We start from the raw sequence: 23,808 nt of genomic DNA, 5'->3' as shown, positions 1-23,808 counted from the left end.
CCGGGTCGACGAAGGAGTTGCCATGGCCGACACCCTGCTGGTCGTCGGCCTTGGCAACCCCGGACCGAACTACGCCAAGACCCGGCACAACGTCGGCTTCATGGTCGCCGACATCCTGGCGGCCCGGATGTCCGAGACGTTCCGGGTACACAAGAAGTCCGGCGCCGAAGCGATCACCGGTCGGCTTGGCGGGCACCCCGTGGTGCTCGCCAAGCCGCGGGTCTACATGAACGAATCCGGTCGCCAGGTCGGCCCGCTGGCAAAGTTCTACTCGGTGACCCCGGCCAACGTGATCCTCATTCACGACGAACTCGACATCGACTTCGGCCGGATCCGGCTCAAACTCGGCGGCGGCGAGGGCGGCCACAACGGCCTGCGTTCGGTGGCTGCGGCGCTGGGCACCAAGGACTTTCAGCGGGTTCGCCTCGGCATCGGCCGGCCGCCGGGCCGTCAGGACCCGGCGGCGTTCGTGCTGTCACCGTTCGGTGCCGCCGAGCGCGCCGAGCTCCCCACCATCTGTGAGCAGGCCGCCGACGCGACCGAACTGCTGATCGAGCAGGGCCTGGAGCCCGCCCAGAATCTGGTGCACGCCTGGGGCTGAGCGGCCCCGGCGCCGGGCGGATCGGGGCCTAGCGGCGCGCCGCGCGGCGTCCGGGCGGGCCGGCGTTGAGCGATCCGGCGGTGGTCTTCGGAACGCTCTTGATCGACGTGCTGCCGCGGGTCTCGCACCGTCTGGTGTTGCCGCTGTCCTGGCAGGTCGGCCGCGCGGCGGCAACCGGGGCCGACAGGATCGAGGCGACCATCACCCCGACGGCCAGCATCGCCACCGACCTACCCTTACCGCGCATCGTCATAGTCTCCCTCGCCCGACAGTTTTCCGTACCGCATGATGTCCCCGCACCCGACGCACTACGGGCACGCCGAGATCAGCACCCGGGTTTCCGGGCCCAGCGGTGTGCCGGCCGCGGCGGCGCGCGCGACGGCCTCGGCGTAGGCGTCGTCCTCGGTGCGCCCGGCACCGCCGGACACCCCGCCGGTGGTGTCATCGCCGATCGTCATGATGCAGAGGTTGTCATTGCTGGCCTCGTCGCTGGTGCAGTCCCGCGCGCCGGCGGCCTGGCAGGCCGCGATCACCGCGGCCTCGGCGGCGTTGTCGTCGGGGCCGAAGGCGGTGTAGCCGACCAGCGTGTCGTTGATCAGGCCCGAACCGACCGCCTGGGCGACGTTGCTGAAGTCCTCGACCACCCCCGGCGGGCCGCCCGCCCAGGCCGGCGAGATGGCCAGCCCCAGCGCAACGGCGCCCGTCGCGAAGGTTCCGGCAAGCAACGTCAGCGGACGGATGCCCATGAAAGTCGGTCCTTCCCTCAAAACCTCAGGCCCTCAAGCCGATTTCGCTGACAGTAACACTCCGTCGGCATCGCGGCGCGGTGTGCGCGGTCGGGTTACCAGCCCCAGAGCATCCCGCGGCGCATGCCGCCGATGCCGCCCGGCATGGTCGAGCCGTGCGCCCGGGTCTGCGGCACCGCCTTGATCGACACGCTGCCGTTGGTCTCACAGCGAATCTGGCTGCCGACGTCGGTGCAGTCCGGGCGCGCGGCCGCCACCGGAGCACCGACCGGTGTCACCGCCAGCAGGCCCGCGATCGCCACCGCGACCGCGACCCGCCGCAGGCCCGGCCGGGCGGAGCCGCTCACCAACCCCACATCAGGCCGCGCCGACCCATGCCCGGCATCATCAGCTGGCCCGCACTGGGCGCCCGGGTCTGCGGCACCGCTTTGATCGACACGCTGCCGTTGGTCTCGCAGCGGGTTGCGCCGCCCGCCTCGTGACAGGTCGGCCGCGCGGCCGCCGTCGGCGCCGAAATCAGCGAGATCACCACCAATCCCGCGGCGAACAGAGCGCTCTTACCTCGCAGGTTCATCCGGTCCCCCTTCCGGGATGTGCGGTCGTCGGACACGGTTTACGCGCACGCCGAGATCAGTATCCGGGCGCTGGCCGGATAGGGGTAGCCGCCCTCGGCGGCATGCATGTAGGCGTTGTCGCGGGCGGCCTCAACGTTCGCGCCGGCGCCACCGCCGACCTGGCCGGTGCCGTCGTCACCGATCGAAACGATGCACAGTTTGTCGTTGGTCACTTCGTCCCAGCTGCATTCCACGCCGCCGCCGGCCTGGCAGGCCGCCACCACATCGGCCTTGGCCTCGTCCTTGGTGGCCCCGGTCGCGCGGAAGCCGACCAGCGCGTTGCCGACGTAGCCGGAGCCGACGGCCTCGAAGGACTCACCGGCGTCCTCGACGTAGCCGTCCGGACCGCCGGCCCAGGCAGTGCCCACCGAAAACGCGGACAACGCGACGCCGGCAGCGAACATCGCCGAAACCGTACGGGTGAAGGCCATCGGAGTCCTCTCATCAAGCCGATCGATAGGAGTGAAACTACCCGATCACGGCCGACGGCGGGGCTCAGCGCGCTGCCGGTGCGCGGGGCCTAGGTGACCAGGGAGACCGAGTTCGCCCGGCGCAGCTTGCCCGACGGGGTCTTCGGAATGGTGCCCGGCCCGAGCACGACGACGTTGCGCGGGCGCACGTCGACCTCGGCGACCACCTCGTGGGCCACCTGGCGCTCGATCCGGTGCACCTCGTCGGGATCCTGGTAGGCGTTGCTTTCGACGGCCACCGCGAAGGTCTCGCGGGAATGGCCGGCGTCGAGCCGGACCGCCACCGCGCAACCGGGCCGCACGCCCTCCACCCGGCCCGCGGCCCGCTCGATGTCGGTCGGGTAGATGTTGCGGCCGGCCATGATGATGACGTCCTTGACCCGGCCGCAGACCACCACGTAGTTCTCCTCGGTGATGTAGCCGAGATCACCGGTGTCGTACCAGCCGTGCTCGTCCTGGGCCGGCAGGAACCCGCCCATGGTCAGGTAGCCCGGGGTCACGCATTCGCCGCGCAGCTCGATGACGCCGACGCCGCGGGGCGCCATCACGTTGCCGTGCTCGTCGACGACCCGGATCTCCAGGTCCTGCAGCACCGGGCCCAGGGTGGCCAGCCGGCGGGTGTTGCCCTTGGTGGCCGGCACCGCCTGGCGCAGCGCGGCCAGCAGGTCGGCGTCGACCTCGTCGACCACCAGGCCGCGGCCCAGATCGGAGAACGACACCGCCAGCGTCGTCTCGGCCATCCCGTAGGCCGGCATCACCGCCTCGGGCCGCAGCCCGAACGGGCGGCCCGCGTCGATCAGGTCCTCCACGTCGGCCGGGTCCACCGGCTCGGCGCCGGACAGCGCGAACCGCAGCGAGGACAGGTCAAACTGGCCGGGCTCGGCCTGCTTGCGCAGCCGCTTGGCGAACAGCGCGTAGGCGAAGTTCGGGGCCGCGGTCATGGTGCCCTTGTACTTGTCGATCAGCTTGGCCCACAGCAGGGTGTCGCGCAGGAAGTCCATCGGGGTGACCTTGACCAGCTCGACACCGAAGAACATCGGGATGGTCAGGAAGCCGACCATGCCCATGTCGTGGAAGCACGGCAGCCAGCTGAGCATGACGTCGTTGCCGTCGGGATCCATCTTGGCGCCGACGAACATCGCCTCGGCGTTGGAGTAGATGTTGCGGTGGGTGATCTGAACGGCCTTGGGGCTGCCGGTCGACCCGGAGGTCAGCTGCATCAGCGCCAGGTCGTCCTCGCCGGTCTCGACCGGATCGATCGGGTCGGCGGTGAGCAGTTCCTCGACGGAGAGCACCTGCACGCCGCGCTCGGCCAGCACCGGGGCGGCCGCGGTGAACGGCTCGGAGATGATGACGGCCTTGGCGTCGATCATCCCGATGACGTTCATGGTGTCCTCGGCCCACATCACCAGGTCGGTGCGCGGGGTCGGCTGGTGCAGCATGGTCAGGCTCGCGCCGCGCATCCACAGCGCCTGGGCGGCCGGCGCGATCTCCACCGGAGCGCCGACCAGCATGCCGACCACGTCGCCGTGGTTGATGCCGGCCGCGGCCAGGCCGCCGGCGATCCGGCGGGCCCGCTCGTGCACCTCCAGCCAGGTCTCCCGGACCGGGGCGTGCGGCTCGCCGGTCACCATCCCCCGGGTGCTGTTCCGGGCGTTGTAGAACATTTTTTCGGTGAACCTGCTCACGAGGGCCTCCTCGGGTTCCGGAGCTGCGACAGCGACGACATCCCGAGACCCATGCTGCTACCGGCACCGGCACCGTCACGGGAGGCACGCACGCACGATCCGGGCGCGAATTGATCTCGGTTCGGTGATGGAGCGCGACGCAGTCGCGGCCCGCCGGTCAGCCGGCGGGCAGTCGTGAACATCGGATAGCTAGTCATCACCGCCGACCATCTTAAACTCCTCTTAAGTAACAACCAAACTTTCCCGGCATATGAGGGCCGTGTCACTCCCGCCCGGCTGCTCCGGCACGGCGGCGAGCCGGGTCGGTCCGCACCCGCGGGGTGCGCGCGGCTTAGTCTCGTGCGGTGCCTGCAACCGACGGGAGTACCGCAACCGAATGGGTGCCGACCGGGTCGGTGACCGTCCGCGTGCCGGGCAAGGTGAACCTGTACCTGGCCGTCGGCGATCTGCGCCCGGACGGCTACCACGACCTGACCACGGTGTTCCACGCCGTCTCGCTGTTCGACCAGATCACTGTCCGAAACGCCGACCTGCTGTCGGTCACCGTCGTCGGCGAGGGTGCCGCGACCGTGCCCACCGACCAGCGCAACCTGGCCTGGCGGGCCGCCGAACTGCTCGGTGAGTACGTCGGCCGGTCCGTCGACGTCGCCATCACCATCGAGAAGGCCATCCCGGTGGCCGGCGGGATGGCCGGCGGCAGCGCCGATGCGGCCGGCGTGCTGGTGGCGATGAACGCGCTGTGGGAACTCGGTGTGCCGCGCGCCGACCTGCACACCCTGGCGCTGCGGCTGGGCAGCGACGTGCCGTTCGCGCTGCACGGCGGCACCGCGCTGGGCACCGGCCGCGGTGAAGAGCTCACCACCGTGCTGGCCCGCAACACCTTCCACTGGGTGCTGGCCTTCGCCCACTCCGGGCTGTCCACCCCGGCGGTGTTCGGCGAGATCGACCGGCTCCGCGAGGTCGGCGAACCGCCGCAGTTGCCGCCGCCGGAGGCGGTGCTGGCCGCGCTGGCCGGCGGCGATCCGCGCGAGCTGGCGCCGCTGCTGGGCAACGAGTTGCAGCCGGCCGCGGTCAGCCTGGACACCGGGCTGCGCCGGACGCTGCGGGCCGGGGTGGAGGCAGGCGCGCTGGCCGGCATCGTCTCGGGGTCCGGCCCGACCTGCGCGTTCCTGTGCGAATCGGCCGCCGCCGCGGTGCAGGTGAGCAGCGAGCTGGCCGGCGCCGGGGTGTGCCGGACGGTGCGGGTGGCCAGCGGCCCGGTGCACGGCGCCCGGGTGGTGCCTGCCGCCGACCGGCCGAACTAGGGCCGACCGGGCTGGGGCTCGCCCGTCCCGGGCTCGTCGGCGGCCAGCTCCGCCAGCCGGACGAAGTCGGTGATCGCCAGGGTCTCGCCGCGCGCCGACGGATCGATGCCGGCCGCGGTCAGCAGCTCGGCGGCCCGCTCGGTGGACCCGGTCCACCGCGACAGCGCGTTGCGCACGGTCTTGCGGCGCTGCGCGAACGCGACGTCGATCAGGGCGAACAGCCGGTCCCGGAACTCCGGGTCGGTCGGCCAGCCCGGGTCATCGTGCCGGTCGATCCGGACCAGCCCGGAGTCGACCCGCGGCACCGGCCAGAACACCGACGGCGACACCGTCCCGGCCCGGCGCACCGTTCCGTAGTAGCGGGCCTTGACGCTCGGGACGCCGTAGTCCCTGCCGCCGGGCTCGGCGGCCAGCCGCTCGGCGACCTCCAGCTGAACCATCACCAGCACGGTGCGCACGGTCGGGCATTCGGCGAGCACCCGCAGCAGCGCGGGCACGGCGATGTTGTATGGCAGGTTGGCGACCAGCGCGGTGGGCGCGCCGGGCAGGTCGGCGCCCCGCAGGGTCAGCACGTCGCGGTGGATGACGGTCAGTCGCGCGGGTTCGGCGCCGTGCGCGGCGACGGTGTGCGGCAGCCGCTCGGCCAGCACCGGGTCGACCTCGACGGCCAGCACCGTCGCGCCGGTCTCCAGCAGCGCCAGCGTCAGCGACCCCAGGCCGGGGCCGACCTCAACGACGCTGTCGGCGGCGGTGATGCCGGCCGAGGCCACGATGCGGCGCACCGTGTTGGCGTCGTGGACGAAGTTCTGGCCCCAGGACTTACGCGGTCGCAGCCCCAGCTCGTCGGCCAGTTCCCGGATGTCGGTGCGGCCGAGCAGCCGGATGGTCAGCGGGCGCCGATCCGCGCACTGCAGGTCGGCCAGGCGCCCCAGCCCTGCACGGCCTGGGTCTTCGAGGCGATCGCGATCTGCTCCTCACGGGTGGCCAGGTCGGCGCGCGGGGCGTACTTGCCGCCGCCGTGGGCCAGCCAGGTGCCCGCGTCGAACTGCACGCCGCCGTAGAACCCGTTGCCGGTGTTGATCGCCCAGTTGCCGCCGGACTCACACGAGGCCAGCGCATCCCAGGCGCCGCCGTTGGTCACCGGAGGCACCTCGGTGCCGGGCTTGGCGCCGACCCGCAGCACCGAGTCGCGGGCCGGGGTGAGCACCGTGTTGGCGACGGGCAGCCGCCCGGTCTCCTTGCCGTTGACGGTGGCGACCGCGTAGGTGACGTCCTGCTCACCGGGGGTGCCCGGATCCTCGACGACCTGGCGGCTCATGTTCATCTCGGGGTCCTCGATCCGCCGGGCGGTCGGCTCCAGCGGGGCCCGCTCGGTGACCTTCTCCATCCGGATCCGGGTGACCTGGATCTGCATGCCCTCGGTCACCGGGGTGGACGGGGCGGGGTTGACCCGGTCGTTCTGCATCAGCGGCACACCGGCGGCGACCAGCAGGCCGGCCACGTTGGGGGCGGCCAGCCGGACCGTGCGCACCACGCCGGCGTCGTCGAGGGTGATGTTCTTGGCGCTCACCACCGGCAGCGCCATGCCGCCGAGCGGCAGCCGGGCCGAGCGGTTGGCGGCCACCGGCGCGGTGTCGGTCATCGACAGCTGGCTCAGCGCCTCGTCGACGGTGGCGGCCGTCGTCCAGACCTGGCCGGTGTCGCGGCCGTCCAGCGAGATCTCCAGCGGCCGGCTGCGGCGCAGCTCGATGGTCTGGTGGTCGGTGATCCGGTCACCGGCGGCGGGGAACAGGTCGTCGCGCTCGTCGACCTGGAAACCGTTCTCCGCGACGACGTCGATGACCCGCGACTTCATCGTCTTGACCGTGGTCGAGGCACCGTCGACGGTCAGCGTCACGGTCTTCTGTTCGGCGACGGCGTAGCCGCCGGCGCAGGTCAGCGCGAGCAGGGTGGCGCCGACGACGGCGCGCAGCTGGCCGGACTTCGACTGGTGCAGCTTGGTCAGTACGTTCAACGCGTCGATCCCCAACTCTCGTGGCGCTCGGCGGTCAGGCCGGAACGCCGTTGATAACGAGACGGTAACGAACCGTCTTGCGGCGGGGCAACCTTTCGGACAGTGGATCGGGACACACCCGGATCCCACCCAGCGCCGGTGGCGGTCGGCCGCATTCGCTGCGGCCAAACTTCAATAAGTCAAATTATATACGCGGCGGGCGTTTGCTGACGAATCCGCGGCGACGTCCCCGGCCGGGCGATCCAGCAGTTCGGCGAGGGCCCGGACGGTGTAGGGCAGGCAGTACGGTTCGTTGCGGGCACCCCGATACGGGTGCGGCGTGAGGAACGGTGCGTCGGTCTCCACAAGGAGCTGATCAGCGGGAATGAGCGGCGCGGCGGCGCGCAGCTCGCGCGCATTGCGGAAGCTGACGGTGCCCGACAGGCTCAGGTACCAGCCGGCGTCCGCGCAGCTGCGCGCCATCTCGGGCCCGGAGGAAAAACAGTGGAAGATCACAGTTTCCGGGGCCCCTTCGGCGCGCAGCACGTCGAGCACGGCGGCGTCGGCGTCCCGGTTGTGGATCATCAGCGGCTTACCCAGCCGCTTGGCCAGGTCGATGTGCCAGGCGAACGCCTCGACCTGGGTGGCCGGGTCCGCGCAGCCGTCCAGCCGGCCCGGCCAGTACAGGTCCATGCCGGTCTCCCCCACCGCCACCACCCGCGGCTCGGCGGCCAGCGTCTCCAGTTCCGCCCGGGCCGCGTCGTCCAGCGCGTCGGCCCGGGTCGGGTGCAACCCGACGGCGGCGTACACCCGGTCGTCCCAGCCGGCCGCCGCGGCCGCCCAGCGGGCCGCCGCCAGGTCGTCGGCGATGGTCACCACGGCCTGCACACCGACCGCGCCGGCCCGATCCAGGATGGCCGCGACGTCGTCGGCGTCGCGGGCACCGCAGGCGTCCAAATGGGTGTGCGCGTCGATCAGCGGCGCCAGCGGCTCGGGTGCGGGCGGCGGCAGGACTTTGGTGCTCACGTCGCACACCATATGGTGATGCCTGACATGAGCGAGCCCTTCTACGTGACGACGGCGATCACGTACCCCAACGGCGCCCCGCATATCGGGCACGCCTACGAGTACATCGCCACCGATGCCATCGCGCGCTTCAAGCGCCTCGACGGCTTTGACGTGCGCTATCTGACCGGCACCGACGAGCACGGGCTGAAGATGGCGCAGACCGCGGCCGCCGAAGGCATCCCGACCGCCGAGCTGGCCCGGCGCAACTCCGATGTCTTCCAGCGGCTGCAGGAAAAACTCAACATCTCCTTCGACCGGTTCATCCGCACCACCGACGCCGACCACCGGGCGGCCTCGGCGGCGCTGTGGCAGCGGATGGCCGACGCCGGCGACATCTACCTGGACGCCTACGCCGGCTGGTACTCGGTGCGCGACGAGGCCTACTTCGCCGAATCCGAGACCGAACTGCGCGGCGGCGTGCGGGTGGCGACCAGCTCCGGGGCCGAGGTCACCTGGACCGAGGAGCAGACCTACTTCTTCCGGCTGTCGGCCTACACCGACCGGCTGCTGGCGCACTACGCCGAGCACCCCGAGTTCATCGGCCCGGACGCCCGCCGCAACGAGGTGATCAGCTTCGTCTCCGGCGGCCTCAACGATTTCTCCATCTCGCGCAGCTCGTTCGACTGGGGTGTTCCGGTGCCCGGCGACCCCGACCACGTGATGTACGTCTGGGTCGACGCGTTGACCAACTATCTGACCGGCGCCGGCTACCCGGACACCGACTCGGCGCTCTACACCCGGTACTGGCCGGCCGACCTGCACATGATCGGCAAGGACATCATCCGGTTCCACGCCGTCTACTGGCCGGCGTTCCTGATGTCGGCGGGCCTGCCGCTGCCCCGGCGGGTGTTCGCGCACGGCTTCCTGCTCAACGCCGGGGAGAAGATGAGCAAGTCGGTCGGCAACGTGGTCAGCCCCGATGCGCTGGTCGACGCCTTCGGGGTCGACCAGGTGCGCTACTTCCTGCTGCGCGAGGTGCCGTTCGGCCAGGACGGCAGCTACTCCGAAGAGGCGATCATCGGCCGGATCAACGCCGACCTGGCCAACGAGTTCGGCAACCTCGCCCAGCGCTGCCTGTCCATGGTGGCCAAGAACCTCGACGGCATCGTGCCCGAGCCGGGTGAGCTCACCGCCGCGGACGCCGCGCTGCTGGCCGAGGCCGACGCGCTGCTGGACCGGGTCCGCCGCAGCTTCGACGAGCCGGCCATGCACCAGGGGCTGGAGGCGATCTGGCAGGTGCTCGGCTCGGCCAACCGGTACTTCACCGCGCAGGAACCCTGGGTGCTGCGCAAGTCCGCCGACCCGGCCGACCAGCAGCGGTTCGCCGCGGTGCTGTACACCACCATGGAGGTGGTGCGCATCGCCGCGCTGCTGGTCCAGCCGATCATGCCGACCGCGGCCGACGCGCTGCTGGATCTGCTCAGCCAGCCCGCCGACCGTCGCGACTTCGGCGCGCTGGCGGTGCGACTGGCCCCCGGGACGGCCCTGCCGCCCCCCACCGGGGTGTTTCCCCGATACCAGGTCGAGTGACGGCAATGGCGCCGCACCGACCCCAAGGCGGGCCCTCCCGCGACATCAAGTGGAGTTGAAAGTTATGACACCCAACGGGTTACACGAGAAGCTCGAAGAGCTCTATACCGAGGTCATCCGGCGCAACGCCGGCGAGAACGAGTTTCACCAGGCCGTGCACGAGGTGCTCGACAGCCTCGGGCCGGTCGTCGCCAAGCACCCCGAGTTCGCCGACACCGCGGTGATCCGTCGGCTCTGCGAGCCGGAGCGCCAGATCATCTTCCGGGTGCCGTGGATCGACGACAAGGGCGCCGTGCAGATCAACCGCGGCTTCCGGGTGGAGTTCAACTCCGCGCTCGGCCCGTTCAAGGGCGGCCTGCGCTTCCACCCGTCGGTGTACCTGGGCATCGTCAAGTTCCTCGGCTTCGAGCAGATCTTCAAGAACTCGCTGACCGGCATGCCGATCGGCGGCGGCAAGGGCGGCTCGGACTTCGACCCCAAGGGCCGCTCCGACGGCGAGGTGATGCGGTTCTGTCAGTCGTTCATGACCGAGCTGTACCGCCACCTCGGTGAGTACACCGACGTGCCGGCCGGCGACATCGGCGTCGGCACCCGCGAGATCGGCTACATGTTCGGCCAGTACAAGCGGATCACCAACCGCTGGGAATCCGGCGTGTTCACCGGCAAGGGCCTGACCTGGGGCGGTTCCCAGGTCCGCACCGAGGCCACCGGCTACGGCACGGTGTTCTTCATCGACCAGATGCTGCGCACCAAGGGCGACTCGTTCGACGGCAAGAAGGTGCTGGTGTCCGGGTCGGGCAACGTCGCCATCTACGCCATCGAGAAGATCCACCAGCTCGGCGGCACGGTGGTCGGCTGCTCGGACTCCGGCGGCTACATCATCGACGAGAAGGGCGTCGACGTCGAGGTGCTGCGCGAGATCAAGGAGGTCCGGCGCGGCCGGATCTGCGACTACGTCGACCTGCGCGCCGGCGGCGCCTCCTTCGTCGCCGAACACAGCATCTGGGATGTCGGCTGCGACATCGCGGTGCCGTGCGCCACCCAGAACGAGCTGAGCGGCGACCAGGCCGCCGCGCTGATCAAGAGCGGCTGCAAGGTGGTCGCCGAGGGCGCCAACATGCCGTGCACGCCCGACGCGGTCAAGCTGTTCGCCGAGGCCGGGGTGATGTTCGCGCCGGGCAAGGCCGCCAACGCCGGCGGCGTGGCGACCAGCGCGCTGGAGATGCAGCAGAACGCCTCGCGGGACTCCTGGACCTTCGACGAGACCGAGGAGCAGCTCGCCGAGATCATGCGGCGCATTCACGACCGCTGCGTGGTCACCGCCGAGGAGTACGGCCAGCCGGGCAACTATGTCGCCGGAGCCAACATCGCCGGGTTCATCCGGGTCGCCGACGCCATGTCGGCACTCGGGCTGGTGTAACCGCTGTTCCACCGACGGTGGGCCCGGTGCTCTCGCACCGGGCCCACCGTCATTTTTTGGTGAGCTGGGTCACAATCGGAAGGGTGACTGTCACACCCGGGCCGGCGACGGTGTCTTGAGGGCATGAGTAAGCCCAACCAAGGAGCAGACATGACCGTCCAGACCTCAATCGTCGTCATCGGCGGCGGCTACGCCGGCGTGCTGGCCGCCAACCGGCTGCAGCCGCATCCGGGCGCCGCGGTGACCCTGGTGAACCCGCGCCCGCAGTTCGTCGAGCGGATCCGGCTGCACCAGCTGGCCGCCGGCAACCACGACGCCGTCGCCGACTACCGCAAGCTGCTGCACCCGGCCGTCACCCTGGTGGTGGATGCCGCGGTGCGCATCGACGCCGACGCCACCCGGGTGACGCTGGCCTCCGGCGCCGAGCTGCGCTACGACTACCTGGTGTACGCCGTCGGCAGCACCGCCGCGGCGCCGACGGTGCCCGGCGCCGCGCAGCACGCGTACCCGCTGGCCGAGTACGAGGATTCCCGCCGGCTGCGCGCCCGGCTGCAGGCGCTGCGACCCACCGATCCGATCGTCGTCGTCGGCGCCGGGCTGACCGGCGTGGAGACCGCCGCGGAACTCTCCGAGGCCGGTCGACCGGTCACCCTGGTCGGCGCCGAACTGACCCCCTCACTCGGCGCGGGGGCGCGCCGCCAGGCCGGAAAGCGGCTGGGCCGGCTGGGCGTTCGGATCGTCGAGGGCGCCGTCAGCCGGGTTGGTGCGACGTCGGTGCGGCTGGCCGACGGCACCGAAATACCGTCCGCTGCGACGGTGTGGTCCGCCGGTTTCGCGACCCCCGGGCTGGCCGCCGACAGCGGACTGCCCACCGACGAGCTGGGCCGGCTGCTGACCGACGAGACGCTGACCAGCTGCGGCAGCGACCGGATCGTCGGCACCGGAGACGCGGTCGCACCGTCGGCCGCACCGCTGCGGATGAGCTGCCAGGCCGCCCTGCCGCTGGCCGCCCAGGCCGCCGACACGGTGCTGGCCCGGCTGTCCGGGCGCTCGCCCGCCCCGATCAACCAGGCGTACACCGGCCAGTGCGTCAGCCTGGGCCGCCGCACCGGGGTGGTGCAGCTGGTGTACCGCGACGACAGCCCGCGCCGACTGTGGATCGGCGGGCGTTCGGCGGCCGGGATCAAGGAGTCGATCTGCCGGGCCACGCTGTGGATGCTGGGCCGGGAGGCCCGCCGGCCCGGCAGCTACCCGTGGCTGCGGGGCGACGCTCGGTTCCGCGCCGAGCGGGAACTGGCCGAGGCGGGTGCGCGGTGAGCGCCGACCGGCCGGATCCGGCGGCGGAGTTCACCCGGCTGCGTCCGCTGCTGTTCACCATCGCCTACGAGATCCTCGGCTCGGCCACCGACGCCGATGACGTGCTGCAGGACAGCTACCTGCGCTGGGCCGAGGTCGACGTCGAGGTGGTCCGTGACGTCAAGTCCTACCTGGCGCAACTGGTGACCCGGCAGGCACTCAACGCGCTGCGGGCCGCCGGCCGGCGCAAGGAGGAGTACATCGGACCGTGGCTGCCGGAACCGCTGCTGGTCGACCGGCAGCAGACCGCGGCCGATGCCGCCGAGGACATCATCCTGGCCGAGTCGGTCTCGATGGCGATGATGGTGGTGCTGCAGACGCTGACCCCCGACGAGCGGGCGGTGTTCGTGCTGCACGACGTGTTCGGCTTTGAGCACAGCGAAATCGCTTCGGCGATCGGGAAGTCCGCCGCCTCGGTGCGCCAGATCGCGCATCGCGCCCGCGGGCACGTGCGGGCCCGTCGGCACCGGTTCGAACCCATTGACGCGCACGCCTCCGAGCAGCTGACGGTCAGCTTCTTCGCCGCCGCGGCCACCGGCGACCTGGACGGGCTGATGGCGATGCTGGCCCCCGATGTGACCTGGACCGCCGACAGCGACGGCAAGGCCAGTGCCGCGCGCCGGCCGGTGTCCGGCGCCGAGCGGGTGGCCCGGCTGATCATCGGACTGGTCCGGCTCGGCGGGCCCGCGGCGCGGGTGGAGTCGGCGATGTACAACGGCGCGCCCGCGTTCGTGCTCTGGACCGGGGACCGACTGGAGGGCGTGATCAGCGTCGAGGTCACCGACGGCCTGATCACCAACTTCTACGCGATGCGCAACCCCGAGAAACTCGACACGGTGCTGGTGCCCCGGAGCATCGACCGCTGATCACGGGATTGGGGGCGCGGCACACCGGGCCGCGGGTGCGCGGGTGCGCGGTGGGCGCGGGGTTTGGGGCGCGGGGTTGGGGGTTTGGGGCGCGGCGCGGTTTTGCGTCGCCGTCGGCCAGCGGCAAAGCTGTGCTGATGCGCAATGACCGGCTCGGCGACCTGGGCCCGGCCCCGGGTGTGCTGCGCCGACTGGCCGCCGCGACCGCCCGGCGCGGACTGCCTGCACCGGCCGCGCTGACCGGCGACTGGCTCGGGTCGCGGGCGCTGATCGCCCCGAGCCTGCCCACCGCCGGGTGCGATCCGGGCCGGGTGTTCGACGTCGCACCCGCGGTCGCGCCGGCCGGCGGGCCCGTCGTCGGGGGCGGCTGGCTGGGCTACCTGTCGTATCCGGACCCCGGCGCCGACGGTCGCGGCCCGCGGATCCCGGAGGCCGCCGGCGGCTGGACCGACCACCTGCTGCGCTGCGACCGCGACGGCCAGTGGTGGTTCGAGAGCCTGCGCGACGCCCCAATGCCGGCCTGGATCGCCGAGGCACTGGCCGCGCCCGAGCCCGTCGCACCCGAGCCCGTCCCACCTGCCGCACCCGTCGCGACTGCGCCCGCCGTGCCCGTCGCACCTGCCGCACCCGGCACGGCCGGCACGCCCGTTGCCGCACCCGCGTCCGTCGTGCCCGCACCCGAGCCCGTCGCGACCGCACCCGAGCCCGCCGCGACCGCCTCACCTATCCCACCCGTCGCACGCGTCACGCCCGTCGCGCCCGAGCCCGCCGTCGCACCCGGCCCTCCCGTCGAGTGTGAAAATATTTTCACTCTCGGGCGCGAGCGTGAAAATATTTTCACACTCGAGGGGTCGCGAGGTCTCGAGGGGGCGCGAGGTCTCGAGGGGGCGCGAGGTCTCGAGGGGGCGCGAGGTCTCGAGGGGGCGCGAGGCGTCGAGGGGCCACTGGGCATCGACGGGACCGAGCCCGGCGGGGCGTGGCGGATCGACTGGCGGGCCCCGGACCGCGACCGGCATCGCGACGGCGTGCTGGCCTGCCTGGACGCGATCGCCGCCGGCGAGGTCTATCAGGCCTGCGTGTGCACCCGGTTCACCGGCACGCTGTCCGGCTCGGCGCTGGCGTTCTTCGCCGACGCGGTGACCGCCACCGCGCCGGCCCGCGCGGCGTTCCTGTCCGGGCCGTGGGGCGCGGTGGCGTCGCTGTCCCCCGAGCTGTTTCTGGCCCGGCACGGCGAGCAGCTGACCTCCAGCCCGATCAAGGGCACGCTGCCCGCCTCGGCCGACCCGGCACTGCTGCGGGCCTCGGTCAAGGACGTCGCCGAGAACGTGATGATCGTCGACCTGGTCCGCAACGACCTGAGCCGGGTCGCGAGCACCGGTTCGGTGACGGTGCCGGAGCTGCTCGCGGTCAAACCCGCGCCCGGGGTGTGGCATCTGGTGTCGACGGTGACCGCCCGGGTGGCCGCCGAGCTGCCGATGGCCGCGGTGCTCGACGCCTGCTTCCCGCCGGCCTCGGTGACCGGAACGCCGAAGCGCCGGGCCCGCGACCTGCTGCCCGACTGGGAGCCGGCCCGGCGTGGCATCTACTGCGGCACCGTGGGTTTCGCCTCACCGCTGGCCGGCACCGAACTCAATGTGGCGATCCGCACCGTCGAGTTCGACGCCGACGGGCACGCCGTGTTCGGCGTCGGCGGCGGCATCACCGCCGACTCCGATCCCGACGCCGAGTGGGCCGAATGCCTGCACAAGGCCGCGCCGACGCTGCGGCTGCGCCCGACTCAGTCCCGGGCGGCCAGCACCGCCTGATAGAGCTCGCGGCGCGACGGCGCCCCCGGGTGCGCGGCGATCACCCGCGCGCAGGCGTCCTTGACACCCATCCCGTCGTCGGTGAGCACCAGCACCTCCCCCACCAGGGTGTCGAGGTCGGCCACCGGCGTCGCCCCGGCCAGCACCACGGTGATCTCGCCGAGCACCCCGTCGGCCGCCCACTCGGCCAGCTCGGCCAGGCCGCCGCGGCGCACCTCCTCGTGGGTCTTGGTCAGTTCCCGGCACACCACCGCCGCCCGGTCGCCGCCGAGCACCTCGGCGGCGTCGCGCAGGCAGTCGGCCAGCCGGCGCGGGGACTCGAAGAAGATCACCGTGCGCGGCTCGGCGGCCAGCGTCGCCAGCCAGCTGCGCCGGGCACCGTCGCGCCGGGGCGCGAAGCCCTCGAAGCAGAACCGGTCGGCCGGCAGTCCGGACACCGCCAGCGCCGTCGTCACCGCCGACGGGCCGGGCAGGCAGCTGACCGGCAGCCCGGCGGCCACCGCGGCGGTCACCAACCGATAGCCCGGGTCGCTGATCAGCGGCATCCCGGCGTCGCTGACGGCAAGCACCGTCGCGCCGCCGGCGATGTCGTCGATCAGCGCGGGCACCCGGGCGGCCTCGTTCTGGTCGAACAGGCTGACCACCCGCCCGGTGATCCGCACATCCAGCGCGCCGGCCAGCGTGCGGACCCGCCGGGTGTCCTCGGCGGCGACGACGTCGGCGCTCGCCAGCGCCTCGCGCAGCCGCGCCGAGGCGTCCTCGGGCCGCCCCAGCGGCGTCGCCCCCAGCAACAGTCGGCCAGCAGTCATGCCCGACAGCCTACGATCGAGGGCGATGACCGCTCCCAGCTCAGTGATGCCGGAGCGGGCCGTACCCATGATCAGCCCCGCGCCGCTGGTCCCGCCGGCCGATTTCGGACCGCTGGATCGGCTGCAGGGCGCCCTGATGGCCGTGGTGATCGGCTCGCTGGCCGCCATCAGCCGGTTCGTGAACCTGCGCTCGCCGACCGACGTCGGCACGCCGATCTTCGACGAGAAGCATTACGCGCCGCAGGGCTACCAGATGCTGTCCAACTCCGGGGTCGAGGACAACCCCGGCTACGGCCTGGTGGTGCACCCGCCGATGGGCAAGCAGCTGATCGCCATCGGCGAGGCCATCTTCGGCTACAACTCGCTGGGCTGGCGGTTCACCGGGGCGGTGCTCGGGGTGGCGCTGGTGGTGCTGGTGGCGCGGATCGTGCGACGGCTGAGCCGGTCCACCCTGGTCGGCGCGATCGCCGGGATCCTGCTGATCTGCGACGGGGTCAGCTTCGTCACCTCCCGCACCGCACTGCTCGACGGGTTCATGGTGTTCTTCGTGGTGGCCGGGTTCGGGGCGCTGATCGTCGACCGCGACCAGGTCCGCGAGCGGATGCACAACGCGCTGCTGGACGGCCGGATCGCCGAGACCCGGTGGGGCCCACGGCTGGGCGTGCGGTGGTGGCGGTTCGGCGCCGGGGTGCTGCTGGGCATGGCGTTCGCCACCAAGTGGTCCGGGCTGTACTTCATCGCCGCGTTCACGCTGATGTCGCTGGCGTTCGACGTCGCGGCCCGCCGCCAATACCGGGTGCCGCGGCCGTGGCTGGGCACGCTGCGGCGCGACGTCGGCCCCACCGGCTACGCGCTGCTGGCGATTCCGTTCGCGGTGTACCTGGCCTCCTACGCGCCGTGGTTCGCCTCCGAGACCGGGGTGAACCGCTACCAGGTCGGCCAGACCATCGGCGAGCGGGCCTGGTTCCAGCCCCCCGACGCGATCCGGTCGCTGTGGTACTACAGCTACAAGGCGTTCTCCTTCCATTCCGGGCTGACCAACTCCGCGGGCAACCACCATCCCTGGGAGTCCAAGCCCTGGACCTGGCCGATGTCGCTGCGGCCGGTGCTCTACGCCATCGATCAGAACGACGTGCCGGGCTGCGGGGCGGCATCGTGCGTGCGGGCGGTGCTGCTGGTGGGCACCCCGGCGATGTGGTTCCTGGCGATCCCGGTGCTGGCCTACGCCGTGTGGCGGACGGCGGTGCGCCGGGACTGGCGCTACGCGGCGGTGCTGGTCGGCTACTGCGCGGGCTGGCTGCCCTGGTTCGCCGACATGGACCGGCAGATGTATTTCTTCTACTCGGCGCCGATGGCCCCGTTCCTGGTGATGGCCATCGCACTGATCTGCGGCGACATCATCTACCAACCCGGGGTCAACGCCGAGCGCCGAACACTGGGCCTGGTGGTGGTGTCGATCTATCTGGCGGCGGTGGTGACCAACTTCGCCTGGATGTTCCCGATCCTGACCGGCCTGCCGATCTCCGCGCACACCTGGAACATGGAGATCTGGCTACCGTCCTGGCGGTAGCGGCAGCGGATCGCGGGCGATCGGGCAGGACATGCAGCGCGGGCCGCCCCGGCCGGTGCCCAGCTCGGAGGCCGCGATCGGGAGCACCTCGATGCCGGCGTCGGCCAGTCGCGCGTTGGTCTGGGTGTTGCGCTCGTAGGCCACCACCACCCCCGGCGCCAGCGCCAGGGTGTTGTTGCCGTCGTCCCACTGCTCGCGTTCGGCGGTGACGGCGTCCAGTCCGGTGTCGATGACCCGCAGCGCGGCGATGCCCATCGCATCGGCCGCCGCCGCCAGGAACGGGCGCTCGGGGTCGATCCGCACCCCCGAGCCGGTGCGGTGCACGGTGTAGGCCGGCAGGGTGATCTGCGGGTACATCACCACCGCGTCGACGTCGACCATGGTGCAGACGGTGTCCAGGTGCATCTGGGCGCGTTCCTGGGCGATCGGCACGGCCAGCACGGTGTGCGCCAGGTCGTCGTCGAACAGGCTGCGGGCCAACGCTTCCGCGCCGGCCGGGGTGGTGCGCTCGCCGACGCCGACGGCCACCACACCCGGCGCCAGCAGCAGCACGTCGCCGCCCTCGACCGGGGCCGAGCGGGACTCGTAGGCCCGGCGCACCCCCAGAAAGCGCGGGTGGTGGGCGTAGATCAGGTCGGTCAGCGAGGTCTCGCGCTGCCGCGCGGGCATCGCCAGCGAGGTGATCGCCACCCGCGGCCCGATCCAGAACGACGAGTCCCGGGTGAACACCAGGTTCGGCAGCGGGTCGATGACGAAGTCGCCGCCGTGATGCATCCGCACCACCAGCGATTCGGCGTGGTCGATGGGCAGCTCGGTGAAGGTCATGCCCGCGATCAGCACATCGGCCAGCTCGGCGGCACCGAGCGTGCGCAGGTAGGCCGAAAGTTCTTGCGCCAGCGGCATTCCCAACCGTCGGGCGTCGACGGCCGCGGAGATGCCGTGCATCCGGGCGGCGCCGCTGGCCATCGCCTCGGCGAGCAGATCGGCCAGCAGCAGCACCTCGACGCCGCGGCCGCGCAGCAACTCGGCGAACGCGTCGTGCTCCTGCTGGGCCCGGGCCACCCAGGGCAGCCCGTCGAACAGCAGCCGGTCGTTGTTGCGCGGGGTCAGCCGCAGCAACTCCGGCCCGGGCCGGTGCAGGATCACCGCGCGCAGCGCAGCGACCTCGGAGTCGGCTCCCAGTTCGACGCTCACACCGCCCACCGTATCGCCGCCCGCCCGGCGATCCGCCGCCGACGCTTCGATATCGAACGGGTGTGCGATACGATTCGGGGGTGGGCATCGCGGTCCAGGAAGCATTGTTCGGCTCCGCCGACCGGCGGACGCTGGGCGACGGCGCCTGGATCGACGTACGGATGGGCTGGTTCGACGCCCCCGCCGCACTGTTCGACGAGCTGCTCGCGGCGGTGCCGTGGCGGGCCGAACGTCGGCAGATGTACGACCGGGTGCTCGACGTGCCGCGGCTGCACAGCTTTCACGACCTCGCCGCCGACCACCTGCCGCACCCGGTGCTCAAGCAGTTGCGTCGCAGGCTCAACGACATCTACGCCGGCGAGCTGGGCGAACCGTTCGCCAGCGCGGGGCTGTGCCTGTACCGCGACGGCGAGGACAGCGTGGCCTGGCACGGCGACACCATCGGGCGCGGGGCCACCGACGACACCATGGTGGCGATCGTCGGCCTGGGCGCCACCCGCACCTTCGCGCTGCGGCCGCGCGGCGGCGGCCCGTCGCTGCGGATCCAGCATCGCCACGGCGACCTGCTGGTGATGGGCGGCAGCTGCCAGCGCACCTGGGAGCACGCCATCCCGAAGACCACCCGGCGGGTCGGGCCCCGGATCAGCATCCAGTTCCGCCCCCGCGGAGTGCACTAGTCGCGGATCGCCGCGACCCCGGCGGTCAACAGCTCCGCGGCCCGCTTGGTGTCCACCGGCATCGGCGGCTTGCCCGGCAGCACCAGCGGATTGGCGGTCACCACCACCTGATAGTTGCCGAAATGCGCGAGGTAGCTGTAGATCTGGCCGGTCTGCGGCTTGCCGCCCGCGGTGGTCTGCAGCACCCGGTGCACCGCGCGGGTCTGGACCCCGTCGAGCTGCGGGGCCTCGATCACCGACACGGTGCCGCGGGCCTGCGGCCCGGCGAAACTGACCTTCTGGCACTCCGGGCCGGGCTCAACCATCGGCATCGGCTCGTTGGTCTCCATCGCGATGACGATGAACCGGTTGCCCTGCCCCTCGGCCGACACCGCCGCCATGTTGCCCTGCAGGTCATCGGGCACCGGCTGGCCGCCGGCCAGCTTCGCGCAGTCGGCCGGGTCGAAGACCACCCCGTCGGGCAGCTTCTGCTCCTGGCGCAGCCGGTTCGGGTCGATGCCGGTCTCGGGCACCGATTTGACGGTGAACTCCGGGCCGAAGGCGCCGCGCACCTGGTCGATCCGGGTGATGTCGGCGCTCGGGTCGGTGTCAATCGTGCAGCCGGCCAGCAGGGCCGCGCACAGCGGCGCGACCAGGACAGCGCGGATCCGCGGGGCAGGCGTTGCAAGCATCGCCGGTCAATGTACCCGGCGCAGCTCGGACACCGCGTCGACCAGCAGCCGCGCGGTGTACTCGTCGGTCAGCGGGCCGGGCGGCTGCTGCGGGTCGGTGATCGTCGTGACGGCCACCAGCTGGCCGTCCAGCGCGGCGGTCAGGATGCGCAGCCGCGAGAGCGTGCGGGTGCCCGATTCCACCGCGGTGACGGACTCGGCCGCCAGCCCGGCGGTGCGCGCCCCCTCGATCGGCGGGGCGGGGACCGGGTGGGCCAGCGCGGTGGTGTGCCGGTAGGTCATGGTCCAGGAGCCGCAGTCGCCGACCGGCGGCGGCGCGACGTCGCCCAGGGTCACGGTCAGGTACACGGTGCCGTCGGCGCCGGAGGCGGACAGGCCGCGGGTGCCGACGGGAGCCGACGGGCCCAGCAGCGTCGCGCACACCGCCGGATCGGCGGTCCAGCCCGGCCCGAATCCGGCGAACGCGGCCGGGCCGGTGTCGCCGGGAACGTCGGCGATCTCGTAGCCGGCGGGCAGCGCGGCGCGCAGCCGTTTGATCCGGGTGGGGTCCAGCCGGCCGGTGGCCGGGACCGCGCGGTCAGTCACCGCGGTGCCCGATTCGGCCGGCGCGGTGTCGGTGGCCGGCGCGGGTCCGCCGCAGCCGGTCAACAGTCCGGCGGCGACAGCGACGCCCAGCACCGTGCGCATCTGTCGTTGCTATCACAATCCGGCGGCACGGGGCGCAGACTGAGCCGGTGCACGCGGTGCGGCGGCGCCGCAAGAGGCAGGGGCCGACCCCGACGTTCGGTATCGTCGGGCCGATCGGCCTGTTCGGCCATTTCGCCGCCCCGCCGTCGCCCGTCCCGATCGCGCCGGCGCGGACCGGTAACCACCGAAGGGAACCTCAGATGCCGTTGACCAGAACCGCCGCCGGGCTCGCCGCCGCGGCCCTGCTGATCGGGGCCACCGGATGCTCGAAGCCCGACACCGCACCAGCGGCCCCGGCCAGCACCTCTGGCACCGCGGCCCCGGCGCTGCCGTCGTTGCCCCCGGTGCCCTCCGGCGCCGAGGCTCCGCCGATCGTGGGGCCGGTGTCGCTGACCGAATTCGCCAAGGCCAACGGGCTGACCGCGACCCCGCTGCGGCACGGCCAGGCCGGCCCGACCGTCGAACTGCCCGCGATGGACGGCTGGACGCTGAGCTACGACCTGCCCGAGGCCCCGTTCGGCGCGCTGGTCTTCGACCATCCCAGCGACCCGGACATCCCGGGCCGGGTGCTGGTGACCATGACCAAGCTCAGCGGACCGGTCGAGCGCGACGCGGTGTTCGCCGCCGCCGGCAACGAACTGCGCGCACTGCCGAACTTCCAGGGCCCGGCCACCGGTCAGAGCAGCAAGCTCGACGGCTACGTCGCCGACCAGGTCGGCGGCCTGTACGGTGACGACGGCCGGCTGGTCGCCCAGAAGACGGTGGTCATCCCGGCCGGCGACGTCAGCTACGTGCTGCAGGTCCGCGCCTCGGGCAGCAACCAGGACGCGGCCGCGCTGATGTCGGCGACCGCCGACATCGACAAGAAGACCGTCATCACCGAATAGCCGGTCAGGCCCGGGAATACGCCGCTGCCTCGGCGATCAGCGCGGGGTCCGGGCGCACCCCGGTGTAGCGCTCGAACTGTTCGGCGGCCTGCCCGGCGATCACCTCGGCGCCGGTGATCACCGGGGTGCCGGCCGCACGTGCGGCGGCGATCAGCGGGGTTTCCGACGGGAACGCCACCACGTCGAACACCGTGTCGGCGGCCGCGATCAGCTCCGGCGGGAACGCCAGATCGCGCTCCTCGGGCCCGCCGGCCATCCCGATCGGGGTGACGTTGACGATGATCGAGGCGCTCGCCCCGCCGAGGTGGTGACGCCAGCGGTAGCCCAGCCGGTCGGCCAGCGCCGGCCCGGCGTCGGTGTTGCGCGCCACCACCGTCCCGTCGCGAAAACCGCTGTCCCGGAACGCCGCACCGACCGCCGCGGCCATTCCGCCGCTGCCGGCGATCAGCACCGAGCGGTCCGGGCTCAGGCCGTGGGCGGCGATGAGCTGCGCGACGGCCAGGTAGTCGGTGTTCGACGCGGTGAGCCGGCCGTCGTCGTTGACGATGGTGTTGACCGCACCGATCACCTGCGCCGACGGCTCCACCCGGTCGACCAGCGCCAGCACGTCGGCCTTGAACGGCATGGACACCGAGGCGCCCCGGATGCCCAGCGCCCGCACACCGCCGATGGCCGCGGCGATGTCGGTGGTGGTGAACGCCTTGTAGAGGAAGTCCAGCCCGAGCCGGTCGTAGAGGAAATTGTGGAAGCGGGTGCCGATGTTGCTGGGACGCGCGGCCAGCGAGATGCACAGCGTGGTGTCCTTGGTCAGCGGCGGGCGCATCCCGGTTCCCTCCCGAATCGTCGGTCGGCGCTCACAGCGCCCGCAGTGCCCGGCGGGCCATCTCCTCGATCCCGCGGGTCACCTCCGGCTCAAACGGATCGGTCTGCGGGACGTCGATCTCGGTGGCGACGACGGCCAGATCCTCGCGCTCCCAGTGCGCGCCGGCGTGGTCAAAGATGGCCCGCATCGGCTGGTTGCTCGACAGCACCCGGGCGTGAAAAGTGCGCACCCCGGCCACCCGGGCGGCGATCCACAGCGCACCCATCAGGAAGGTGCCGATGCCGTGGCCCTGATAGGCGTCGGCGACGATGAACGCCACCTCGGCGCGCGGGGAATCCGGCTCGTCGCGGACGAAGCGGGCGTCGGCGACCAGGTCGCCGTCGTCGGTGACGACCACCCAGACGAAGTGCTCGACGTAGTCCACCTCGAACAGGTACCGCATCAGCTGTTCGCTGGGATGACGGGCGGTCTGGAACCGGCGGTAGAAGGTGTCGTTGGAGAAGGTGATGTGGCTGTGCATGCTGCGGGCGTTGTCGCCGGGCAGCACCGGACGCAGCAGCAGACGCTGGCCGGTGTCCAGCCGCAGCGGCACCGGGGTGATGAACGCGGCCAGCCGCTGCCGGGCGACCCGGATCAGCCGCTCAAGCACCCCGGGCAGCTCGATGAGCACCGCGAAGGCGTCCTCCCCGCCGCGCCAGCCGGTCAGGTCGGTGATGGCGTGCACGGTGGCCGATCGCGGCGAATTGCGCAGCAGCGCAAGCTCGCCCACGATCCGGCCGGGGTCGACGTCGACGGCGATCTCGGTGCCGTCGGGCAGGTCGCGGTGCACCTCGACGGTGCCTGCGGCGATGATCAGAAACGTGTCGGCGGGATCGCCCTGGCGCACCAACACCTCGCCGGCGCGCGCGTTGCGCGGCACCAGCAGCCGCGCCAGCGGGTCGAGGTCCGCGACGGTGCAGTCCGCGAAGACCGCAAGACCGGCCAGCGCCGCGGCCCGTTCGGCTACCGTTTCGACCACCCGTGGTGTCC

The 23,808-nt window shown here is 72.1% G+C and carries 25 protein-coding genes; 10 read left to right on the top strand and 15 right to left on the bottom strand.

Going from position 1 to position 23,808, the window contains the following annotated elements:
- Nucleotides 1-22: 22 nt before the first annotated feature.
- Nucleotides 23-601, top strand: a complete 579-nt coding sequence (pth, locus tag G6N10_RS18490) for an aminoacyl-tRNA hydrolase (protein WP_085092648.1) — start codon at nucleotides 23-25, stop codon at nucleotides 599-601.
- Nucleotides 602-629: 28 nt separating this feature from the next.
- Here the strand turns inward: pth and G6N10_RS18485 are convergent, their stop codons facing one another.
- From G6N10_RS18485 to G6N10_RS18460, 6 genes are all read right to left on the bottom strand, one after another.
- Nucleotides 630-848, bottom strand: a complete 219-nt coding sequence (locus tag G6N10_RS18485) for a hypothetical protein (protein ID WP_234810412.1) — start codon at nucleotides 846-848, stop codon at nucleotides 630-632.
- Between the two features lie 61 nt (nucleotides 849-909).
- Entirely contained in the window at nucleotides 910-1,347 is a 438-nt protein-coding gene (locus G6N10_RS18480) for a DUF4189 domain-containing protein (protein WP_085092646.1), read from the bottom strand.
- A 95-nt stretch (nucleotides 1,348-1,442) separates the two neighbouring features.
- Nucleotides 1,443-1,694 carry a hypothetical protein gene (locus tag G6N10_RS18475; protein ID WP_109750373.1) on the bottom strand — a complete coding sequence of 84 codons (252 nt, stop codon included), beginning with the start codon at nucleotides 1,692-1,694 and terminating at the stop codon, nucleotides 1,443-1,445.
- Nucleotides 1,691-1,921, bottom strand: coding sequence for a hypothetical protein (locus G6N10_RS18470; RefSeq protein ID WP_085092645.1), 231 nt, complete (start codon nucleotides 1,919-1,921; stop codon nucleotides 1,691-1,693). The genes G6N10_RS18475 and G6N10_RS18470 overlap by 4 nt, the downstream gene beginning before the upstream one ends.
- A 39-nt stretch (nucleotides 1,922-1,960) precedes the next feature.
- Entirely contained in the window at nucleotides 1,961-2,392 is a 432-nt protein-coding gene (locus G6N10_RS18465; protein WP_085092644.1) for a hypothetical protein, read from the bottom strand.
- Nucleotides 2,393-2,481: 89 nt separating this feature from the next.
- A complete protein-coding gene (locus tag G6N10_RS18460; RefSeq protein ID WP_085092643.1) occupies nucleotides 2,482-4,119 on the bottom strand; it encodes a fatty acyl-AMP ligase in 1,638 nt (545 codons plus the stop codon).
- A 344-nt stretch (nucleotides 4,120-4,463) separates the two neighbouring features.
- Here G6N10_RS18460 and G6N10_RS18455 point away from each other — a divergent pair, with 344 nt between their 5' ends.
- Nucleotides 4,464-5,423, top strand: a complete 960-nt coding sequence (locus G6N10_RS18455) for a 4-(cytidine 5'-diphospho)-2-C-methyl-D-erythritol kinase (protein ID WP_085092642.1) — start codon at nucleotides 4,464-4,466, stop codon at nucleotides 5,421-5,423.
- On the opposite strand, the gene rsmA is transcribed toward G6N10_RS18455, so the two are convergent.
- From rsmA to G6N10_RS18440, 3 genes are all read right to left on the bottom strand, one after another.
- Entirely contained in the window at nucleotides 5,420-6,313 is an 894-nt protein-coding gene (gene rsmA / locus G6N10_RS18450; protein WP_085092641.1) for a 16S rRNA (adenine(1518)-N(6)/adenine(1519)-N(6))-dimethyltransferase RsmA, read from the bottom strand. The two genes, G6N10_RS18455 and rsmA, sit on opposite strands and share 4 nt — an antisense overlap.
- Complete coding sequence (locus G6N10_RS18445) at nucleotides 6,310-7,437, bottom strand: resuscitation-promoting factor (protein ID WP_179962854.1); 1,128 nt, start codon at nucleotides 7,435-7,437, stop codon at nucleotides 6,310-6,312. Before G6N10_RS18445 ends, rsmA begins: the two co-directional genes overlap by 4 nt.
- 171 nt (nucleotides 7,438-7,608) lie before the next feature.
- The gene (locus tag G6N10_RS18440) at nucleotides 7,609-8,454 is read right to left on the bottom strand and encodes a TatD family hydrolase (protein WP_085092640.1); all 846 of its coding nucleotides are present in this window, start codon (nucleotides 8,452-8,454) and stop codon (nucleotides 7,609-7,611) included.
- 15 nt (nucleotides 8,455-8,469) lie between these two features.
- Here G6N10_RS18440 and metG point away from each other — a divergent pair, with 15 nt between their 5' ends.
- The 5 genes from metG to G6N10_RS20780 all read left to right on the top strand — a co-directional run bounded on the left by metG (nucleotide 8,470) and on the right by G6N10_RS20780 (nucleotide 15,461).
- Nucleotides 8,470-10,014, top strand: coding sequence for a methionine--tRNA ligase (gene metG, locus G6N10_RS18435; RefSeq protein WP_085092686.1), 1,545 nt, complete (start codon nucleotides 8,470-8,472; stop codon nucleotides 10,012-10,014).
- Nucleotides 10,015-10,078: 64 nt separating this feature from the next.
- Nucleotides 10,079-11,434 carry an NADP-specific glutamate dehydrogenase gene (gene gdhA / locus G6N10_RS18430; RefSeq protein ID WP_085092639.1) on the top strand — a complete coding sequence of 452 codons (1,356 nt, stop codon included), beginning with the start codon at nucleotides 10,079-10,081 and terminating at the stop codon, nucleotides 11,432-11,434.
- Nucleotides 11,435-11,584: 150 nt separating this feature from the next.
- A complete protein-coding gene (locus G6N10_RS18425) occupies nucleotides 11,585-12,751 on the top strand; it encodes an NAD(P)/FAD-dependent oxidoreductase (protein ID WP_085092638.1) in 1,167 nt (388 codons plus the stop codon).
- Nucleotides 12,748-13,656 carry an RNA polymerase sigma factor SigJ gene (sigJ, locus tag G6N10_RS18420; protein ID WP_085092637.1) on the top strand — a complete coding sequence of 303 codons (909 nt, stop codon included), beginning with the start codon at nucleotides 12,748-12,750 and terminating at the stop codon, nucleotides 13,654-13,656. The genes G6N10_RS18425 and sigJ overlap by 4 nt, the downstream gene beginning before the upstream one ends.
- Nucleotides 13,657-14,168: 512 nt before the next feature.
- On the top strand, nucleotides 14,169-15,461 hold the full coding sequence (locus G6N10_RS20780; protein WP_407664034.1) for an aminodeoxychorismate synthase component I: 1,293 nt from the start codon (nucleotides 14,169-14,171) through the stop codon (nucleotides 15,459-15,461).
- Here G6N10_RS20780 and rsmI read toward each other — a convergent pair.
- The gene (gene rsmI, locus G6N10_RS18405) at nucleotides 15,434-16,270 is read right to left on the bottom strand and encodes a 16S rRNA (cytidine(1402)-2'-O)-methyltransferase (RefSeq protein WP_085095877.1); all 837 of its coding nucleotides are present in this window, start codon (nucleotides 16,268-16,270) and stop codon (nucleotides 15,434-15,436) included. The two genes, G6N10_RS20780 and rsmI, sit on opposite strands and share 28 nt — an antisense overlap.
- 25 nt (nucleotides 16,271-16,295) lie before the next feature.
- On the opposite strand from rsmI, the gene G6N10_RS18400 reads away from it, so the two are divergent.
- Nucleotides 16,296-17,840 (top strand): dolichyl-phosphate-mannose--protein mannosyltransferase, encoded by a 1,545-nt coding sequence (locus tag G6N10_RS18400; protein ID WP_085095875.1) that lies wholly within the window; start codon nucleotides 16,296-16,298, stop codon nucleotides 17,838-17,840.
- Here G6N10_RS18400 and G6N10_RS18395 read toward each other — a convergent pair.
- Nucleotides 17,823-19,034 (bottom strand): arginine deiminase, encoded by a 1,212-nt coding sequence (locus tag G6N10_RS18395; RefSeq protein ID WP_234810546.1) that lies wholly within the window; start codon nucleotides 19,032-19,034, stop codon nucleotides 17,823-17,825. The genes G6N10_RS18400 and G6N10_RS18395 overlap by 18 nt on opposite strands.
- Before the next feature lie 80 nt (nucleotides 19,035-19,114).
- On the opposite strand from G6N10_RS18395, the gene G6N10_RS18390 reads away from it, so the two are divergent.
- The gene (locus tag G6N10_RS18390) at nucleotides 19,115-19,711 is read left to right on the top strand and encodes an alpha-ketoglutarate-dependent dioxygenase AlkB (RefSeq protein ID WP_109750501.1); all 597 of its coding nucleotides are present in this window, start codon (nucleotides 19,115-19,117) and stop codon (nucleotides 19,709-19,711) included.
- Here the strand turns inward: G6N10_RS18390 and G6N10_RS18385 are convergent.
- Nucleotides 19,708-20,382: a DUF5642 family protein gene (locus G6N10_RS18385; protein WP_085095870.1), complete on the bottom strand. Its 675-nt coding sequence runs from the start codon at nucleotides 20,380-20,382 to the stop codon at nucleotides 19,708-19,710. The genes G6N10_RS18390 and G6N10_RS18385 overlap by 4 nt on opposite strands.
- 6 nt (nucleotides 20,383-20,388) lie before the next feature.
- Complete coding sequence (locus tag G6N10_RS18380; RefSeq protein WP_085095868.1) at nucleotides 20,389-21,069, bottom strand: DUF5642 family protein; 681 nt, start codon at nucleotides 21,067-21,069, stop codon at nucleotides 20,389-20,391.
- A 200-nt stretch (nucleotides 21,070-21,269) separates the two neighbouring features.
- On the opposite strand from G6N10_RS18380, the gene G6N10_RS18375 reads away from it, so the two are divergent.
- Nucleotides 21,270-21,956 (top strand): LpqN/LpqT family lipoprotein, encoded by a 687-nt coding sequence (locus G6N10_RS18375; protein WP_085095863.1) that lies wholly within the window; start codon nucleotides 21,270-21,272, stop codon nucleotides 21,954-21,956.
- A 4-nt stretch (nucleotides 21,957-21,960) separates the two neighbouring features.
- Here the strand turns inward: G6N10_RS18375 and G6N10_RS18370 are convergent, their stop codons facing one another.
- Together G6N10_RS18370 and G6N10_RS18365 are read right to left on the bottom strand one after the other, a co-directional pair.
- Nucleotides 21,961-22,779: a shikimate 5-dehydrogenase gene (locus tag G6N10_RS18370; protein WP_085095861.1), complete on the bottom strand. Its 819-nt coding sequence runs from the start codon at nucleotides 22,777-22,779 to the stop codon at nucleotides 21,961-21,963.
- 31 nt (nucleotides 22,780-22,810) lie between these two features.
- Nucleotides 22,811-23,797: an acetyltransferase Pat gene (locus tag G6N10_RS18365; protein ID WP_085095859.1), complete on the bottom strand. Its 987-nt coding sequence runs from the start codon at nucleotides 23,795-23,797 to the stop codon at nucleotides 22,811-22,813.
- Nucleotides 23,798-23,808 lie beyond the last annotated feature (11 nt).

This window comes from Mycolicibacterium fallax, from assembly GCF_010726955.1.
Lineage (GTDB): Bacteria > Actinomycetota > Actinomycetes > Mycobacteriales > Mycobacteriaceae > Mycobacterium > Mycobacterium fallax.
The sequence above is the reverse complement of the archived record's forward strand: the minus strand, read 5'-3'. Positions and strand labels throughout refer to the sequence as shown.

Bases quoted from the DNA above. Each gene is read 5' to 3' on its own strand.
- rsmI (WP_085095877.1), bottom strand. From the start codon at position 16,270: ATGACTGCTGGCCGACTGTTGCTGGGGGCGACGCCGCTGGGGCGGCCC.
- G6N10_RS18400 (WP_085095875.1), top strand. From the start codon at position 16,296: ATGACCGCTCCCAGCTCAGTGATGCCGGAGCGGGCCGTACCCATGATC.
- gdhA (WP_085092639.1), top strand. From the start codon at position 10,079: ATGACACCCAACGGGTTACACGAGAAGCTCGAAGAGCTCTATACCGAG.
- pth (WP_085092648.1), top strand. From the start codon at position 23: ATGGCCGACACCCTGCTGGTCGTCGGCCTTGGCAACCCCGGACCGAAC.
- G6N10_RS18425 (WP_085092638.1), top strand. From the start codon at position 11,585: ATGACCGTCCAGACCTCAATCGTCGTCATCGGCGGCGGCTACGCCGGC.
- G6N10_RS18470 (WP_085092645.1), bottom strand. From the start codon at position 1,921: ATGAACCTGCGAGGTAAGAGCGCTCTGTTCGCCGCGGGATTGGTGGTG.
- G6N10_RS18385 (WP_085095870.1), bottom strand. From the start codon at position 20,382: ATGCTTGCAACGCCTGCCCCGCGGATCCGCGCTGTCCTGGTCGCGCCG.
- G6N10_RS18485 (WP_234810412.1), bottom strand. From the start codon at position 848: ATGCGCGGTAAGGGTAGGTCGGTGGCGATGCTGGCCGTCGGGGTGATG.
- G6N10_RS18440 (WP_085092640.1), bottom strand. From the start codon at position 8,454: ATGGTGTGCGACGTGAGCACCAAAGTCCTGCCGCCGCCCGCACCCGAG.
- G6N10_RS18480 (WP_085092646.1), bottom strand. From the start codon at position 1,347: ATGGGCATCCGTCCGCTGACGTTGCTTGCCGGAACCTTCGCGACGGGC.
- G6N10_RS18375 (WP_085095863.1), top strand. From the start codon at position 21,270: ATGCCGTTGACCAGAACCGCCGCCGGGCTCGCCGCCGCGGCCCTGCTG.
- G6N10_RS18370 (WP_085095861.1), bottom strand. From the start codon at position 22,779: ATGCGCCCGCCGCTGACCAAGGACACCACGCTGTGCATCTCGCTGGCC.
- metG (WP_085092686.1), top strand. From the start codon at position 8,470: ATGAGCGAGCCCTTCTACGTGACGACGGCGATCACGTACCCCAACGGC.
- G6N10_RS20780 (WP_407664034.1), top strand. From the start codon at position 14,169: ATGCCGGCCTGGATCGCCGAGGCACTGGCCGCGCCCGAGCCCGTCGCA.
- G6N10_RS18465 (WP_085092644.1), bottom strand. From the start codon at position 2,392: ATGGCCTTCACCCGTACGGTTTCGGCGATGTTCGCTGCCGGCGTCGCG.
- G6N10_RS18380 (WP_085095868.1), bottom strand. From the start codon at position 21,069: ATGCGCACGGTGCTGGGCGTCGCTGTCGCCGCCGGACTGTTGACCGGC.